Annotated in this window: 14 protein-coding genes; 11 read left to right on the top strand and 3 right to left on the bottom strand. The window is 68.5% G+C overall.

Translation table 11 applies throughout. The features are described 5' to 3' along the window. Positions 1-83: 83 nt before the first annotated feature. Positions 84-839: a hypothetical protein gene (locus VD997_02520; protein ID HYE60845.1), complete on the bottom strand. Its 756-nt coding sequence runs from the start codon at positions 837-839 to the stop codon at positions 84-86. A gap of 213 nt (positions 840-1052) precedes the next feature. On the opposite strand from VD997_02520, the gene VD997_02515 reads away from it, so the two are divergent. The 3 genes from VD997_02515 to VD997_02505 all read left to right on the top strand — a co-directional run bounded on the left by VD997_02515 (position 1053) and on the right by VD997_02505 (position 3705). After that, positions 1053-1874, top strand: coding sequence for a hypothetical protein (locus VD997_02515; protein ID HYE60844.1), 822 nt, complete (start codon positions 1053-1055; stop codon positions 1872-1874). Between the two features lie 289 nt (positions 1875-2163). Further along, positions 2164-2769 (top strand): hypothetical protein, encoded by a 606-nt coding sequence (locus VD997_02510; GenBank protein ID HYE60843.1) that lies wholly within the window; start codon positions 2164-2166, stop codon positions 2767-2769. A gap of 687 nt (positions 2770-3456) precedes the next feature. Then, positions 3457-3705, top strand: a complete 249-nt coding sequence (locus tag VD997_02505) for an ankyrin repeat domain-containing protein (protein HYE60842.1) — start codon at positions 3457-3459, stop codon at positions 3703-3705. Positions 3706-4026: 321 nt separating this feature from the next. Here VD997_02505 and VD997_02500 read toward each other — a convergent pair whose 3' ends face one another. After that, on the bottom strand, positions 4027-4302 hold the full coding sequence (locus VD997_02500) for a flagellar biosynthesis anti-sigma factor FlgM (GenBank protein HYE60841.1): 276 nt from the start codon (positions 4300-4302) through the stop codon (positions 4027-4029). Between the two features lie 297 nt (positions 4303-4599). Between VD997_02500 and VD997_02495 the strand changes: the two genes are divergently transcribed. After that, positions 4600-5460, top strand: a complete 861-nt coding sequence (locus tag VD997_02495; GenBank protein ID HYE60840.1) for a hypothetical protein — start codon at positions 4600-4602, stop codon at positions 5458-5460. A 117-nt stretch (positions 5461-5577) separates the two neighbouring features. On the opposite strand, the gene VD997_02490 is transcribed toward VD997_02495, so the two are convergent. Further along, on the bottom strand, positions 5578-6276 hold the full coding sequence (locus VD997_02490; GenBank protein ID HYE60839.1) for a DUF4440 domain-containing protein: 699 nt from the start codon (positions 6274-6276) through the stop codon (positions 5578-5580). A 157-nt stretch (positions 6277-6433) separates the two neighbouring features. Between VD997_02490 and VD997_02485 the strand changes: the two genes are divergently transcribed. From VD997_02485 to VD997_02455, 7 genes are all read left to right on the top strand, one after another. Beyond that, on the top strand, positions 6434-9922 hold the full coding sequence (locus VD997_02485; protein ID HYE60838.1) for a 6-hydroxymethylpterin diphosphokinase MptE-like protein: 3489 nt from the start codon (positions 6434-6436) through the stop codon (positions 9920-9922). Between the two features lie 39 nt (positions 9923-9961). Further along, positions 9962-10684, top strand: coding sequence for an acylneuraminate cytidylyltransferase family protein (locus VD997_02480; protein ID HYE60837.1), 723 nt, complete (start codon positions 9962-9964; stop codon positions 10682-10684). A 14-nt stretch (positions 10685-10698) separates the two neighbouring features. Beyond that, positions 10699-11862, top strand: a complete 1164-nt coding sequence (locus tag VD997_02475) for an N-acetylneuraminate synthase family protein (GenBank protein HYE60836.1) — start codon at positions 10699-10701, stop codon at positions 11860-11862. Next, positions 11859-13103: a UDP-N-acetylglucosamine 2-epimerase gene (neuC, locus tag VD997_02470; GenBank protein HYE60835.1), complete on the top strand. Its 1245-nt coding sequence runs from the start codon at positions 11859-11861 to the stop codon at positions 13101-13103. The genes VD997_02475 and neuC overlap by 4 nt, the downstream gene beginning before the upstream one ends. 115 nt (positions 13104-13218) lie before the next feature. Further along, on the top strand, positions 13219-14106 hold the full coding sequence (locus VD997_02465) for an HDOD domain-containing protein (protein ID HYE60834.1): 888 nt from the start codon (positions 13219-13221) through the stop codon (positions 14104-14106). Positions 14107-14302: 196 nt separating this feature from the next. Then, complete coding sequence (locus tag VD997_02460) at positions 14303-15235, top strand: 4-hydroxybenzoate octaprenyltransferase (GenBank protein ID HYE60833.1); 933 nt, start codon at positions 14303-14305, stop codon at positions 15233-15235. A gap of 133 nt (positions 15236-15368) precedes the next feature. Then, on the top strand, positions 15369-16169 hold the full coding sequence (locus VD997_02455; GenBank protein ID HYE60832.1) for an SDR family NAD(P)-dependent oxidoreductase: 801 nt from the start codon (positions 15369-15371) through the stop codon (positions 16167-16169). Positions 16170-16432: the final 263 nt, after the last annotated feature.

Genomic DNA, 16432 nt, shown 5'->3' with positions numbered 1-16432 from the left:
TAGTCTGGCAACGCACATGCGGCAAGTGACAACCTTGACGCCGTGTGCGCTGGAGTTGCGTCTGTTGTGATGCGCTGGCGCAGTCAGGGGGCGGGGAGGCCGGCGGCAGCGAGCAGGTGCGCGGCGGAACGGCGCGGGTGGCGCGGCTTTGCGACCGGCGCGTCCTGGTGGTAGAGGGGCGTGAGCAGGGTCGGCGCGGAGGTGGGCGGGTGAAGAGGCGGTGGTGTTGTCATTGACGGCGTGCGCGGCGGTGTCGGTGGGGTCGGTGTGTGGGGGTTGGGCTGGGTTGATTGGTTCGGCGGCGCTGTGCTTTGAGCGCGGAGGAAGTCCTCGGCGGCTTCCAGTTCTTTGAGGATGTCGAGCGGGTTCGCAGACTTGACGTTGTGGACTGCCGGCGCCTGGTGCGGACGGGCGGGCCCACTCGAGACGCCAGGCGTGTGCTCGCCCAGTTGCCCACTGAACGCGTCGAAGGGACTCGCCCCTCCCTCCGGGACAGGCTTCGGAGCGCGGCGTGCATGGAGGATGGTGGTGGAGCCGCGGAGGATGGCGGTGAGGATGCGGCGTTTTTCGATGGGGTTGTCGGTGGTTTTGGCGAGCTCTTCGAGGTGGTCGAGGGCGCGGGAGGAGCGGCGGAGGTCCTGGAGCTCGCGGGCGATGGTGGCGAACTGGCGGTGGGCCTGGAGCCAGGGCTGCACGGAGCCCGAGTGTGCCCAGGCGGTCAGCTCATCGAGGGGCGTGCGCGTGCGGGCGGCTACGGCGGGGAGGTCGGCGTCGAGCTCCAGGAGCGCGGTCAGCAGGTGCCGCTGCGGGAGGTCTGGGTGTGGGCTCGGGGCGACCATGATGGGGGGAGAATACGGGATTTGGTTGGGGTGTCAAGGGGAGTTGTTTGGAATTTGGATGGCATCGGTGTAAGTAGTTGGCGGAGAGTGGGATAGGAGGTCATAGGAGGTCATGGGAGGCATAGGAGGACATGGGAGGGTCATGGCCGGCGGGGCGGGGAACTGCAGCAGGAGGGCTGAAACTGGCCGCGCCTTGGTGCGGTACGCTCCGATATGCACGTTGCAGTCATCGCGGGGCTGCTGCTGTTTGCATTCGTGCTCGTCTTGATCACGTCGTTTGGAATCGCGCGCAGGTTCGTCGGCGTGGACTGCTGCGCTGAGTGCCGGTATTCGCTCGAAGGCTTGAGTGTCGAGCGCTGCCCAGAGTGCGGTCAGGAGTTGGCTGGCGAGGGAGCGCTTCGCGGGGGAAGCCACGAGTACTTGTATGACCCTCCGGCTGTATTGAAGTGGTTCTGTCGCGTGCTGCTGATGGCGTTGTACACGGGGGTGTTTGTCCTCGTGGTGATGGAGTACTCGCCGCGGACCTATGTGGATTCGATTCGGTACACGCTCGTGCACGAGGGGTGGACTGCGGAGTTCAGGGCGCGGGGGACAAGGGATGGAGAGAGCTCTCAGGACTATGGCACCTGGCCGGTGTGTGTGCCGCGGCCGTCGGTGACGATGACGGTGCGGACCGATGAGGGCGAGGTCGCGACGGTGCGGTTGTTGGACTTGCTGAGGCGGGCGGTGCTCACGGATGCTCGGGGGCGTCGCATGGAGCTGGCGAACACTGTCACCGTGGCCGATCTGGAGGAGTGGGGGAGCGGGTTCGCCAATCCTGGGATACGTGATGCAATCGTGAGCTCCGCTGCATACATGGATCAGATGCTGGCGGTGTGCGCGACGGGGAGCACGCTGGGCGAGCCCGATGAGCGGTGGCAATGGTGGTACCCGCGGCGGCCGTGGTGGTTGATTGCGGCGGTTGGCTATGCTGTTTCGATGTGGCTGATGGTCGGCGTGTTTCGGCGGTTGAGTCCGGTGCTGCTGCGACGGTGAGCACAACACCGGAAAACGAGCGATGGTGCGGAAGGCGCGCGTTCGTAAAGAACTGCGACAATCGAGCGCCACGGAGTGCCGCCCCTCGGGGGCTCGGATGCGTTGCGCGAACGCAACCCAGGGCTCGCGCCCTGGGCTACCGGCTGGGCGCACCTCGGGTGCTGAGGAGCGCGGCGGGAGCGACCGCGGGCCCGAACGCGGTCGACGCATCACCGTGAAGGCCGGCAATGCGCGCGGTAGTTACAGGCGCGACGTTTGGGCGTCGATAGACTGAGAAAGGGAGGCCGCCATGAGGATCTGCAGCGCCGTCCTTGCCACAGCGTTGGTGATGGTTCCGTGTGTTGTGGGAGTTGCGCCTCACGGGAGGCAGGAGAGCACACAGCGTGCGGGCACGTCGAAGCCCGAGGTGGCGTTCTACATCTATCAGAAGGCCGGTCACGGGCCTGGGCACAGCGGGCTGTTGCTGGCCGCGTGGGATGACGGGCTCATTATCTTTCCGGAGGATCAGAAACAACCAGACCGGAAACAGCGGGCGGCGCGTGTTGACGGGGCGAAGGTGCGGGCGCTGGTTGCCGAACTGGAGACCATCGGGTTCTTTGATCCCGGCGTCCCGCAGAACCGCGGCCTCGCGCCGGATGCAGGCAGTATGACCATCGGTGCTGTCAAGGGCGGCGTCATGACGGAGTACACGCGCGGGGACATGGCGAAGGACACGTTCGAGAGCATCGACACGGCGGACTCAACTCGGAAGTTCGAGCGGGTGTGGGCGGGTGCATTCGCGACGCTTCGGCACAGCCTGCCCGCGGATTCGAAGCCGCTGTCCGAGGACAAGGAGGCGCAGGCGCAGTACGGCAGGGCGCGGGGCGGTAACAAGCTTCCGATACTTGTTCGGTAGAGTTCGACGACGGTCGCATTCAGGGCATGTATCAGGTGGGATGCACTTGAGCGGCACGGCACAGCATGGTGCCGAATGAAGTGCCGCCCCTTCGGCGCTCGGATGCGTTGCGCGAACGGAACACAGGGCTCGCGCCCTGGGCTACCGGTTGGGCGCACCTCCGGTGCTCAGGAGCACGGCGGGGGTGTCACTGGCGTTACGCCGGTGCGGCGGTTGCGCTCGCGGCGATTGAGCATCTTTGCCGCGCCAGCCTGGCCGCAAATAGTGACATTGCTCAGTGGCAGGTCGTCGAGAGGATCACTTCGCCCCACGCCGAGCTAGAGTTGGTGATGCGGATCATCGCGATTCTCGTGGTTTGCCTTGTGCACCTCGTTGGTTGCGCCGGCCGCACAACGCGGGCTGGGGCGATGCCACGGATCTGCACAAGGCGGCGCATCGGTGCGATGCGGACGGGGTGAGGGCGGCTCTCGCCGCGGGGCATGATCCCAACGCGGTCGCGACCATTCCGAACAGGCGGATTGTTCCGGCGATGCTCTTGTTCGAGAAGTTCGACATGCCTCAAACGCCGCTTTGGCTCGCGGTGAGCCGCGGCGGCGTGGAGGCGACACGTGAACTCCTGAAGGGCGGGGCGAAGCTCGACCCGCAGCTGATCTCGTACGCGGTTTCGGGGGGGCTCCACTTACCAGCGTGTTCCTGGACGCGGGGCTGGACCCCAGCCAGCCAGCACCCGGAGAACTCAAGACGCCGCTTCATTACGCCGCGCTCTATGAGCGGCCCGAGGTCGCCGAGCTGCTGCTGGAGCATGGCGCCAACCCCGAAGCGTTGGACTATTGGGGGAATACCCCGCTGATGTACGCGGCGTCGCCTGCGAGGGGCACCGGCGCGGTGATCAGCAGGGCGCTCGTGGGGAGGGAGCCGGCGCGTTCGGAGCGGTAGCGAGGGGGAACGGGTAGGAACGGGATGCTCGGGTGCTGCCCCCTGGGGTGCAGAGCCACACTTGGAAACCTTCACTCGCCCCGCTGGGGCGAAGACGATGTGGGCGACGAGCGATCCGGGGGTGTCGAGGACGCCACGCCCCGGCTAAGGGCGTGCGCCGCGGCCGCGGCGCGGAGGCGTGCTCAAAACCGAACCGAGGAGTCGAGCCTTTGGGGGGCCCGCTCCTCGGGGTTTGTGTGGATTGGGTTGTCTGCCGCTGGGTTGGCTGTTGGAGGGGCACGACCCGAAGACGGATCGTGCCACCCTATGGAGATCTATCGGTTAGAGGTCACCCTCTAGTTCGGAAATGGCGGCGTCGAGTTTCTCGGGGGTTTCGTAGGTGCCCTGCTGGATCTGCTCGCGGACCTCGGCGACGAGGTCTTCGCGGATGGGGTTCTCGCGGAGCTTGGCCATGAGGTGGGCGGCGGTGGAGACGTGGACCTCGTCATCGCCGCGTTCGACGCTGGTGGCGGGGCGGTAGGCGGCGCGGGCGGCGGCCGCGGTGGCGGGGTTGATGCTGGCGAGGCGGCCGGGGCCGATGGGTGCGAGTTCGGACATGAAGCGCGAAGCTCCTTGGTCAGGGCGCAGTGGGCGGTCGTCCAGGGGCCCCCAGGCCATCCTTCAGAACGCGATCCTCGCGTCTTCAACTCAACCGGGCACACATGATCCCGGGATGAGCGACACAGCTATCGGCCGGTGCGTCACCGAACACTGCAAAATACGGCGGCGGGCCTAAAGTGGGTGCAACAATCGCGGGCGTGCGGACTTATGGTGATAACACGAGAGGGGCCTACGAGCATGCGAGCAGGGTTTTTTTCGTGCCTCAAAGTTTCAAGGTTTGCACGGGCGTGGGGCGTGGCGTCGCTGTGCGCGCTGGTGGTGATGCTGGGGGCGTGCGGCGGTGGAGCGGCAAAGGACCAGGCGAAGCCTGAGGCTCGCCCGGCGGAGCAGCCGAAGCTCGCGTTCGAGCCCTTTGCGAAGGAAGCGCCGGAGGTGATGAACAGCGCGCCCAGGGCGCCGGGCGGTGAGGCGCGGCAGGCGGCGTGGTCGATCGTGATTGTCGCGGCCAGCGGCGAGCAGGCGAATGAGCTGGCGGCGACGGCGCTGCAGAAGGTGCGGACGGTGGGGGGGCTGCCGCAGGCGTACACCGAGCAGCGCGGCAAGAGCGTGGTGGTGGCGTACGGGCGGTACTCGGGGCCGGATGACCCGCAGGCGGGGCGGGACCTGGAGCGAATCCAGGGGATCGAGGTCGATGGGGAGCGGCCGTTCCGGGGTGCGGTGATGGTGCCGCCGCCGTTTGAGGCGCTGGAGGGGTCGATCCCCGAGTACAACCTGAGCAGCGTGAAGAAGGCGCGGGGGAAGGATGCGCTGTACACGCTGCAGATCGCGATGTACACGCGTTTGAATGTGAACCACCCCAAGCCGGAGGAGCTGGCGGAGTTCAGGAAGAACGCGGAACAGGCCGTGAACAACCTGCGGCGCGAGGGTGAGGAGGCGTTCTACTACCACGGCCAACGGGGGAGCATGGTGACGGTGGGGGTGTTCGGGCCCAAGGACCACGACGTGACCAAGCCGGGGCGGGAGTCGTTTGCGCTGAGCGAGGCGCGGCGGAAGTACCCGTTCAACCTGGTGAACGGGGCGCAGCTGCTGGTGAAGGTGAAGAACCAGGCGAAGGCGAGCGCGCAGCCGAGTTTCCTGGTGCCGATCCCGGAGTGATTTCTCGCGGAGACGCGGGGACGCGGAGGGAAGGCAGAAAGACGAGCGAGAGGCAGGATCGGGGAATCTGATCCTGCCTTATCTCCGCGCCTCCGCGTCTCCGCGAGAGACCTGTCTCTAGACGCCCGGGATGTTCCAGTTGGCGGAGATGAACTTGATGCCGGAGAACTGCCAGGTGTTGCCGGCGGGGACGGCGTCGAGGCGCCACCAGGAGATGACGGGTGTGCCCTGGGCGGTGACGCGGACCTTGACCTGCACCAGCGCGCGGTCCTTGGAGGAGGCGTCCACCTGTGCTTCGAGCACGGCGAGATCGTCGACGCGAACGACGCCGTTGGGGCCGAGCATGGTCTGCACGCGGTTGATGATCTGGTCTTTGTCCATGCCGGCGGGGGTGGCGGGGGAGAAGAGACGGGCGGAGGGGGTGAGGGCGCGGTCGACGGCGGGGCCGTCGCCGGTGGCGACGCTGGTGACGAGGGCCTTGGTGAGGTTGCGGACCTGCTCGCGGGCGGTGGTGATGGCGTAGCCCGCGCCGATGCACGCGATGGCGAGCAGCAGGGGGATGGGGGCGAGGCGGCGGGCCTTCTTGGGGTCGCGCGCGCTGAGAGAGAAGTAGAGGATGAGGGCGACGACGATCAGAAGGATGGCGAGTGGCCAGGGGTTCTCGAGGGTGTAGTGGATCAGCGGGTTGGGCGGGTTGAGGGGCGTGGGGGCCTCGGCGTCAAGGCGGGCCTGGGCGAGGGCGGGCGCGGCGAGGAGCAGTGGGGTGCAGGCGAGCACGGGGGGTAGCAGGCGGGACAGCGGGCGGGAGTTTGGCATCATTCCAGTGTCCTTTGGCGGACGGCCGATCACAAGGCGGGGCGCCGTGCGCCCGGGTTGTGCCATGGGCTGGCCGTGGAGTTGTACCGCGCGAAGGGCGTGGGGGTTCATGAGGTTCAAGGGGGAGGCGCGATTGGCGGGAAGGATGGACAGTGCGGTGCCGGGGCCAAGCCGGGAGCGGCTGGAGAAGAACCTGCGGCTGCTGCGGGGGCGGTCGGCGCGGGCGGTGGAGGCGGTGCGCGCGGCTGGGCCTTGCGCGGGGCTGGGGCTGCTGGTTGCGCCTGATGGAGGGGTGACGGGGAGTCTGAACGGGCGGCAGCTGGCGAGCTTGCGGGCGCCGCTGGCGGAGGCGGAGAAGTTCGCGCAGTCGATTGATATCGGCGCGAGCGCGGCGGTGGTGGTGCGCGGGTTCGGGCTGGGGCATCATGTTGCGGCGCTGGCGAAGCGGCTGAAGGGTCACGGGGCGGTGGTGGTGTTCGAGCCGGATGTGGCGCTGCTGCGGGCGGTGCTGGAGCGGCTGGACTGCTCGTGGCTGGCGGTGTCGAATGTGGCGGTGGTGACGGATGCGGACGACACGGGGGCGATCGCCGCGGCGACGAGCGGGATCGAGGCCGTGCTGGCCGCGGGGACGACGCTGGTGGACCACCCTGCGAGCAAGGCGCGGATCGGGGACGCGGGCGAGCGGTTTGGCGCGGCGTTCACGACGGTGATGCGGGCCGTGCGGACGAATGTGATGACGACGCTGGTGCAGGTGGACCAGACGCTGCGGAACCTGCTGCTGAACCTTGCGTGGTACGCGACGGTGCCGGGGGTGGCGGACCTGAAGGACGCGTGCAAGGGGAAGCCGGCGGTGGTGGTTTCGGCGGGGCCGAGCCTTCGGCGGAATGTCGAGCTGCTGGCGCGCCCGGGCGTGCGGGATCGGGTGGTGATCATCGCGGTGCAGACGGTGCTGAAGACGCTGCTGGCCAAGGGGATCAGGCCGCACTTTGTGACGGCGCTGGATTATCACGAGATCTCGCGGCGGTTCTATGAGGGGCTGATGGGCGCGGATGTCGAGGGCGTCACCCTGGTGGCGGAGCCCAAGTGCAACCGGGCGATCCTGGAGGCATTCCCGGGGGCGGTGCGGTGCGCGGGGGACGTGGTGCTGGACGGGATTCTTGGTGGCACCGGTCTCCTGACCGGTGTCGATGGTGGGCAGGAGCACCGGTCGGGAGACCGGTGCCACCAGGACCGGTACATCCCGCCGGGGGCGACGGTGGCGCACCTGGCGTACTACCTGGCGCGGCACATGGGGTGTGATCCTGTCGTGCTCATCGGGCAGGACCTGGGGTTCACGGATGGGCAGTACTACGCCCCGGGCGCGGCGATCCACCAGGTGTGGTCGGGCGAGCTGAACGAGTTCAACACGCTGGAGATGCTGGAGTGGCAGCGGATCGCCCGCATGCGGCCGCTGCTGCGGAAGGTGCAGGACCAGCAGGGGCGGCCGATCTACACCGACGAGCAGATGTCGACGTACCTCGTGCAGTTCGAGCGCGAGTTCATGAGCGACGCGGCACGGGGGCTGACGACGATCGATGCCACCGAGGGCGGGGTGCTGAAGCAGCACACGCGGGTGATGACGCTGCACGAGGCGCTGGAGGCGCACGCGCGGGAGCCGATGCGCGTGCCCGGGACGCCGGCGGGACTGGAGGGCGGTGCGCTTTCCAAACGCCTGGACGCTGTGCGCTCGCGGCTTGCTTCGCTGCGGGAGAGCACGGGGCGGATCGCGGCGCTGGGGCGGGAGGCGGGGGAGGTGCTGGAGGAAATGCTCGAGCACCAGCAGGATCAGGCGCGGGTGAACCGGTTGATCGAGCGGGTGAGCGGCATGGCGAAGGAGGCCGCGGCGGAGGTGGCGTTCGGCATCGTGCAGTGGGTGAACCAGACGGGGCAGTTCAAGCGGTACCGTGCGGACCGGGCGATTCAGATTGACCCGACGCTGTCGCCCATGGAGAAGCAGAAGCGGGAGATCGAGCGCGATCTTGTGAACGTGCGGTGGCTCGCGGACGCGGCGGAGTATGTGGGCGGGCTGCTGGAGGAGGCGGCGGAGAAGCTGGTGCGGGGGGTATGGGCGGGGAGTGCGCGGGAATCCTCGAAAGAAACGCGCGGCACATCTGATTGCAACGAAGAGAATCGTCCGGAGCTTGCGCGCCGGCCTCGTACTTTGAATGCAGGTGAGGGTCGCCTCTGGGTGATCGCTCATGTCGATACCGATGTTGGCAACATCGGCCTGCCGCGGGACCTTGGGGCGGAGCTGACGCCCGGCGTCAACCTGCTGCAGGCGACGCTCGCGCGGTTGGCGCGGTGCGGGCGGGTCGCGGGCGTGCTGCTGCTGTGCCCGGATGTCGAGGTCGCCCGCGAGCTGGTGGGGCGGGCTCCGGCGGGGCTGCGCGTGGAGTTCGAGCCGATCGACGGCGGAATGCTGCGCGATCGCACGCGCGGCGTGGGGGTCGGGCGGCTGTGGGCCCGGCACTGCTGGCGGGGTGGGCTGGCGAACCTCTCGTGTTATGACGAGGCGGTGTCGCCCCGGGTGGCGGCGCCGGCGATGGAGCGGCGGGGGCTCGCGAGCGCGGCGTTTGTGGGGGCCGCGTGGTCGCTGGTTGATCCGGCACTGGTTGATGGTGTGATCGAGCGGCACCTGGAGCGGCCCGAGGCCCACGAACTCACGTTCGCGCACGCGCCCCCGGGGCTGGGCGCGTGCGTGGTGTCGCGGCGGGTGCTGGCGGAGCTGAGCGCGGCGAACACGCCGCTGGCGAGCATCGGCGGGCTGATCGGCTACTTGCCGCATGCGCCGCAGATGGACCCGATCGCCAAGCCCGTGTGCGTGAGCGTTGAGCCCAAGGTGCGCGACCTGCTGCTGCGGTGCGTGCCGGATTCGCCCGAGCGGCTGGAGATGGTCCGGCGCGTGTACGGGCGTGTGCAGGGCGCGGGGTGCGCGGCCGTCGCTGATGCGCTGCACGGCTGGCGGGGCGCTCCCGAGCACATCACCGTCCATGCTGGCGGGCGCAACGACGAGCTGCTGGAGCAGCTGTGCCGCACCGGCGGCACGCCGTGCGTGACCATTGTGGATCACGGCGACTCACTCGATGACGCCCTGCGGCTGGTGGAGGTCGCCCGCGGCGCGGGGGCGGTGGGCGTGCACCTGCGCACGCCGCTGATCGAGGGCGTCAGCGCGGCCCGCGAGGTCCTTGCTGCACGCGTCGACATCGTCAGCATCGATCTGCTCGCCGAGGACGCAATGACCTATGCCGCTCTCACGGGCCGGCACGGCTTCGACCGGGTCCGCGACGGCATCGCCCACCTGATCGAGCACCGCCGGATGGTCGAAGGCCTGCCGTCGCTCTGGGTCGTGCCGCGGATCACGCGGCGGGACGCGGTGTACGAGCAGATCGAGGACTTCTACACCCGCGCTCTCATGATCGCGGACTCGGGGGTGATCGATCCGTTGCCGGCCCCCATCCCCGGGGAGCGCATCGAGCCGCTGCCGCTGCCCCCGAACGTGCGCGAGCGGCAACAGTGGAGCACGCGGGTGATCGCAGCGGACGGCAGCGTGCGCGATGGGTGTGGTGATCTGGTGGAGGTTGAGGTCGGGTGTGAAGAGGTCGGGTGACGAAGAAGGCATCAAGGCACGGGGCATCGAGGCATCAAGATGAAAACTGAAAGCACCAAGGCGCTCGCCGTCATCCTCGCCCGCTCGGGCAGCAAGGGCGTTCCCGGCAAGAACGTCGCGCCCGTCGCGGGCAAGCCGTGCATCCAGTGGACGATCGAGGCGGCCAAGCAGGCGACCAGCCTGTCGCGCATCCTGGTCAGCAGCGACGACCCGCAGGCCCTCGCCATTGCCAAGGGCATGGAGGTGGGCGCGGTGGTGCGGCCGGCGGACCTCGCGACCGACTACGCACGCGTCGATGACGCCGCGCGCCATGCGGTGCAGGCCGCGGCCACGGAGGTGGGAATCGTCGTCATCCTCTACGCCAATGTGCCGATCCGCCCGGCGGGGCTGATCGACCGCGCGGTGGAGATGCTGCGGACAACCGGTGCGGATTCGGTGCAGAGCTATGCGCCGGTGGGCAAGCACCACCCCTGGTGGACGGCCCGCCTGAATGGCAAGGGCGAGGTTGTGCCGTGGGAGGGCGAGGTCCTGAATCACAACGTGTTCCGGCGGCAGGACCTTCCCGCGGCCGCGATCCCGGATGGCGGCGTGCTCGCGGTCACCCGGCGGGCGCTGTTCCTGGAGGTGCCGGGGGTGCCGCCGGGGCCGCACGCGTTCTTCGGGGCCGACCGGCGCGGGCTCATGAACCCCGAGGGGAGCGTGGTCGACATCGATTCACGCGTCGATCTCATCGTGGCGGACACGCTGCTGCGGGCGGGGTGAGTACCCTTGCCTCGATGCGGATTGGCACGCGTGAGATAGGGCCCAACCAGCCGGCGTACGTCATCGCCGAGCTTGGTGTGAATCATGATGGGTCGGTGGAGCGCGCGCTGGAGCTGACGGACGCGGCGGCGCGAGCGGGCGTGGATGCGGTGAAGCTGCAGCTGTTCGAGGCCGAGCGGCTGATGAGCCGCGCGTCCAAGCTCGCGGCGTACCAGAAGACGGCGGGCGAGAAGGACCCGGTCGCGATGCTCAGGCGGCTGGAGCTGCCGCTTGCAGGGATGGAGCAGGTGATCGAGCGGGCGCACGAGAAGGGGCTGCACGCGATCGTGACGGTGTTCAGCCTCGAGCATGTCGAGGCCGCGAAGAAGATGGCGTGGGACGCGTTCAAGACGGCGTCGCCGGACATCGTGAACCGGCCGCTGCTGGAGGCCCTCGCGGGCATGCGTGGGGCGAAGGAGACGCGCCCGCTCATCGTGAGCACGGGGGCTTCGACGCTGCAGGAGGTGGCCAGGGCGCTCACGTGGCTGAGGCCCGTGGGGGAGCGGCTGGGCGTGCTGCAGTGCGTGAGCAGCTACCCGACCCCGCTGGGGCAGGGGGAGCTCGGTGGCATTTCGGCCATCGCGGACATCTGGCCGGGCGTGGTGGGCTACAGCGACCACACCCCGGACGTGATGACCTCCGCGGTAGCGGTGGCCCTGGGGGCCCAGGTGCTCGAGAAGCACATGACGTACAGCAAGCTGGCGGTGGGGCCGGACCACATCGCCTCGCTGGATGCGCGCGAGATGGGCGAGTACGTGGAGTTCGCGATCCAGGCGTTCGCGGCGAAGGAGCACCTCAAGAAGGAGCACCCGCCCGAGGACCTGACGCGGTTCATCGGGGGGGCGGAGAAGCTGACGGCGCGGCAGGGCGAGTACGTGAAGACCAAGCGCGTGCTGCCCATCGAGGAGGATGTGCGGCGGGTGTCGCGCCAGAGCGTCGTGTGCACGCGGGCGGTCGGCGCCGGGGAGGTGCTGCGGCGCGAGGATGTGACGGTGAAGCGGCCGGGGACGGGCCTGCCGGCGTACCTGCTGGATGATGTCGTGGGGAAGAAGGCGTTGCGCCCGATCGAGGCGGACGTGCCGCTGGTGGCGGAGGACCTGGAAGGGATCGCGGCTCTTGTGGGCGGGGGTGAGCGTTGATCGGCGACGGCTGGACCGACGAGCCCAGCGTGCGCCCCACGCCCATGGACCCACCGTTGAAGGGGCGGGCGCGCGTCGCCCTCGTAACGGGCACACGGGCGGAGTTCGGGCTGCTGCGGCCGGTGGGGCTGGCGATCGCGGCGAGGCAGGACCTGGAGCTGGCGGTGATCGCTGCGGGGGCGCACCTGATCTCGCCGGCGCTGACTTTCCGCGAGGTGAAGGCGTCGTTCAACATTGCCGAGGTCGTGCCGATGCAGATCGCGGGGAAGACGGGGCGGGCCGAGGATGCCGAGGCGCTGGGGCGCGGTGTGGGGCGGTTTACGCGGGCATACGAGAAGCTGCGGCCGGACTGGGTGCTGGTGCTGGGGGACCGCATCGAGGCGTTCGCGGCCGCGGCGGCGGCGAGCGTGGCGGGGTACGCGGTGGCTCATATCCACGGGGGCGATCGGGCCGAGGGTGTCGCGGATGAAGGGATGCGGCACGCGATCACGAAGCTGGCGCACGTGCACTTCGCGGCGAGCGAGCAGAGCGCGGAGCGGATCGTGCGGATGGGGGAGGCGCGCGAGCGGGTGCATGTGGTGGGGTCGCCGGCGATTGATGGCCTTGCAGCGGTGGAGGAGCTGAGCCAGAGCGGAGTTGATGAGCTGTATGGGGGGGCGGGCTTTCAGCACGCAAAGAAGGCAGAGGAGGGATCGCGCGGGCTGAAAGCCCGCCTCCCCGTTCTGTTGCTCTTGCACCCGGTTGGGAGACCTTCCGAAGTAGAGGAGGCCGCGGCTGCGGAAGTGCTGGAGGGCCTTAGAGGCGAGCGGGTGCTGGCGCTGCACCCCAACCACGACCCGGGGCGCGAGGGGGTGCTGCGGGCGATCGAGAGCGCGGGTGTCCCGATCGTGCAGCACCTGCCGCGCGAGCGGTTCGTTGGGCTGCTCAAGCACCTCGCGAAGCACAAGGGCGTGCTGGTGGGGAACAGCTCGGCGGGGCTGATCGAGGCGGCGGCGCTGCGGGTGCCGGTGGTGGACATCGGGCCGCGTCAGGGCGGGCGGGAGCGGTGCGGGAACGTGGTGCACGTGGAGCATGAGCGGGCGGCGGAGGTGCGGGCGGCGGTGGGCAAGGCCCGAGAACTCGATCTTGGAGGGCTCGTTCATCCCTATGGAGACGGGCACGCGGGGGAGCGGATCGCGAAGGTGCTGGCGGAGGTGAGCCCGCACCAGCCATGGGTGCTGCGGAAACGCAACGCTTACTAGCCCGCCACAGCTGCACCTCAATCGAGAACGGCAAACCCGGCAAGTCCGCGAAAGTGACCCCAGGTTCCGGCCGATGCTCTGTTACCGGCGGTTTGAGCGCCGGGAGGAGCTACGCATGAGCACCGTCACGAAAGAGCGGGACCAGATCGTCGCCAACGCGATACGCGAGATCAGCCACATCGCCACGCTGCCCGAGATCACCGTCAAGGTGGTCGAGCTCGTGGAAGACCCCAAGTCCACGGCCCAGGACCTGCACAAGGTCATCTCCGGCGACCCGGCGCTGTGCAGCCGCATCCTCAAGGTCGTCAACTCGTCGTTCTACGGCCTGCCGGGGCAGATCGGCTCGATCAACCGGGCGATCGTGATGCTCGGCCTGAACGCCGTGAAGAACATCGCGATCGCGGCGAGCCTTGCGAAGCTCTTCCGCGGCGGGGACCTCACGCCGACGTTCTCAGCGCGTGAGATCTGGACGCACTCGAACCTCACGGCCGCGGCGGCGAAGATGGTGGCCAACTCGCTGCGGATCGGGCTGGCCGACGAGGCGTTCCTCGCGGGGCTGATCCACGACATCGGCGTGATGGTGGAGATGCAGGCAGACCGCAACAAGCTGATCGACGTGCTCCGCCGCGTGGGCGCCGACAACAAGGGCGTGCCCGCGACCGACATGATTGAGGCGGAGAACGCGGTGTTCGAGGCCAACCACCAGGAGTTCGGCGCAGCCCTTTGCGAGAAGTGGAAGTTCCCCAAGAGCTTCGGCATCGTCACCGGCTTCCACCACAAGCCCATGGAGGTGCCCACCGAGAGCCGCACGCTCGTGGCGATCATCCACGTCGCGGATCGGCTCGCCGCGGACACGGGGCTGGGGTTCCGCCAGGACCTGCTGAACACGAACATCGATGCCGACGTGCTCGACTTCCTCAAGCTGCCGGCGGAGAAGGTGGCCGAGATCCGCGCCACGCTGATCGCGCAGAGCAAGGACCTGAGCAACGTGCTGGGCATGTGAACAGGGCGGGCGCTGCCCGCTTGCGATCTCTCTTTCTCTCTCTCCGGGCGGCCTCGTGGGAACACGGGGCCGTCGGTGTTTGGAGATGATCGTCTTGGAGGAGCCGATCGCGCGAGCGATCGCGTGGGCAGGTGTTGTGGCCGTGGTCCAATAGGTCCTCTGGGTCGGATAGGTCTTCTAGACCTATGCTCAATGGGTGAGCACTGCTGCTGCACAAAGTTCGTCGCCGAGGACTTCACTGCGGCTGATCGCCGCGGACATCAAGCTGGCGCACTCGGTGTTTGCGCTGCCGTTTGCGGTGCTGGCGGCGTTCATTGCGCAGGTGGCGTCAGGGTTGTCGTGGGTGAGCTTCGGGGGGAAGTTCGCGCTGATCCTGGTGTGCATGGTGACGGCCCGCACGTGGGCGATGCTGGTCAACCGGCTCGCGGACCGCGGGTTTGATGCGCAGAACCCGCGGACGCAGCGGCGGGTGTTCGCCGCGGGGCGGCTCTCGGCGGCGCAGGGGTGGGGAGTGGCCCTGGCATGCGCGGCGGTGTTCATTGCGGCGTGCGGGGGGTTCAGGCTGCTGTACGACAACTGGTGGCCCATCGCCCTCAGCGTGCCGGTGCTGGGGTGGATCGCGCTGTACTCCTATACCAAGCGGTTCACGGCCCTTTGCCACGTGTTCCTGGGGACGTCGCTGGCGATTGCGCCTCTCGCGGCGGCGCTGGCGGTGTGGCCCGAGGCGCTGCGGACGACGCCGAGTTTGTGGTGGATCGCGGGGTTTGTGGTCGCTTGGGTGGCGGGGTTCGATGTGATCTACGCGTTGCAGGATGAGGGCTTCGACAAGGGGCGGGGGCTGCGGAGCATCCCGGCTGCGCTCGGATCTGCCGGGGCCCGCGCGGTCAGCATCTTCCTGCACCTGGGGGCGGGCGCCGCCCTCATCATGGCCTGGCGGTCGCATGCGAGCTTTGGGCCGCTGCTGGGCGCGGGGGTGGTGGCCGTGCTCGCCCTGCTCGTGACCGAGCACGTGATCGTGTACCGCGGGGCGCGGCGCGGCCTCGCCGGGCTCAATATGGCGTTCTTCACACTGAATGGCGTCGTCAGCTGCGTGCTGGGGGCGCTGGGCGTGGCGGACCTGTTCTTCTGATGCGTGCGATGTGACTGGCGCTGGGGCGACGTCTTCGTCGCTCCCACGACTGTCCACAAGACACGACCGTCAGAGCACGGTCGTGGCACGTCCCTTTCAACGCCCTCTCATGCCCCGGGTGCACCCTGCATCCATGATCTCTCAACCCATCAAGAAGGTTGCCCTCATCACCGGGGCCGGCTCGGGCATCGGCGCTGCAACGGCCGAGCTCCTCGCCCAGCGCGGCCACCGCGTGGGCGTCCTGACCCGCACACCCGAGGAGGCGAACCAGGTCGTGCAGCGGATCACCGACGCGGGCGGCGAGGCCATGGCGCTGATTGCGGACGTGCGCGATGAGAAGGGGATGCAGCTGGCGGTGAAGGAGTTGGTGGACCGCTTCGGGGGGCTTGACGTGGTGTTCGCCAATGCGGGCATCAATGGCGCGGCCGGCCCGCTCGAGGAGCTGACCGTCGAGGACTTTGACGAGACTGTGGACACGAACTTCAAGGGGACATTTATCACCTTGAAGGCCGCGGTGCCGGAAATCAAGAAGCGGGCGAGCGAGAAGCAGCAGGGGGTGGTGGTCATCTGCTCGAGCATCAACGGCGTGCACACGTTCAACGACCCGGGCACCGTGATCTACTCGGCGACCAAGGCGGCGCTGGTCGCGATGACCAAGCTGCTGGCGCTGGAGCTGGCGAAGCACCACGTGCGGGTCGCGGCGGTGTGCCCGGGCTCGATTGACACGAATATTGACGAGAACACCGAGAAGCGCGACATCGACGAGGCCGGGCATCCCGTGCGGTTCCCCAAGGGGGAGATCCCCCTTACCGGCAAGCAGCCCGGCCGGCCCGAGCAGGTGGCGAAGCTGGTCGCGTTCCTTGTCAGCGACGAGGCGGATCACATCACGGGCACGGAGGTGGTGATCGACGGGGGGCAGTCGCTGGTGGTGTGAGGCCTTGCCCGTTCGATACGAGCCCGGAACGCAGTGTCGGGTCCTTCGGAGAATCGGCGACGAGGGCAGCACGGCCCGCTCACTTCGTTCGGGGCTCGTTGCGAACGACATTCGCGCGGGACAGCAGCGTGCCCGTTCGATACGAGCCCGGAACGCAGTGACGGGTTCCCCGAGTAACCTGTGACGAGGGCGGCGCGGCCCGCTCACTTCGTTCGGGGCTCGTTGCGAACGTCCTCCGTGGTGACCCTCGCGAGCTACCCACT

The organism is Phycisphaerales bacterium, assembly GCA_035627955.1.
In the GTDB taxonomy this organism is placed as follows: Bacteria; Planctomycetota; Phycisphaerae; order Phycisphaerales; family UBA1924; genus JAEYTB01.
Note: the sequence above shows the minus strand (reverse complement) of the source record. Positions and strands in the feature narration are given on the sequence as shown.

Bases quoted from the DNA above. Each gene is read 5' to 3' on its own strand.
- VD997_02500 (HYE60841.1), bottom strand. From the start codon at position 4,302: ATGTCCGAACTCGCACCCATCGGCCCCGGCCGCCTCGCCAGCATCAAC.
- VD997_02480 (HYE60837.1), top strand. From the start codon at position 9,962: ATGAAAACTGAAAGCACCAAGGCGCTCGCCGTCATCCTCGCCCGCTCG.
- VD997_02465 (HYE60834.1), top strand. From the start codon at position 13,219: ATGAGCACCGTCACGAAAGAGCGGGACCAGATCGTCGCCAACGCGATA.
- VD997_02515 (HYE60844.1), top strand. From the start codon at position 1,053: ATGCACGTTGCAGTCATCGCGGGGCTGCTGCTGTTTGCATTCGTGCTC.
- VD997_02510 (HYE60843.1), top strand. From the start codon at position 2,164: ATGAGGATCTGCAGCGCCGTCCTTGCCACAGCGTTGGTGATGGTTCCG.
- VD997_02490 (HYE60839.1), bottom strand. From the start codon at position 6,276: ATGCCAAACTCCCGCCCGCTGTCCCGCCTGCTACCCCCCGTGCTCGCC.
- VD997_02455 (HYE60832.1), top strand. From the start codon at position 15,369: ATGATCTCTCAACCCATCAAGAAGGTTGCCCTCATCACCGGGGCCGGC.
- VD997_02520 (HYE60845.1), bottom strand. From the start codon at position 839: ATGGTCGCCCCGAGCCCACACCCAGACCTCCCGCAGCGGCACCTGCTG.
- VD997_02475 (HYE60836.1), top strand. From the start codon at position 10,699: ATGCGGATTGGCACGCGTGAGATAGGGCCCAACCAGCCGGCGTACGTC.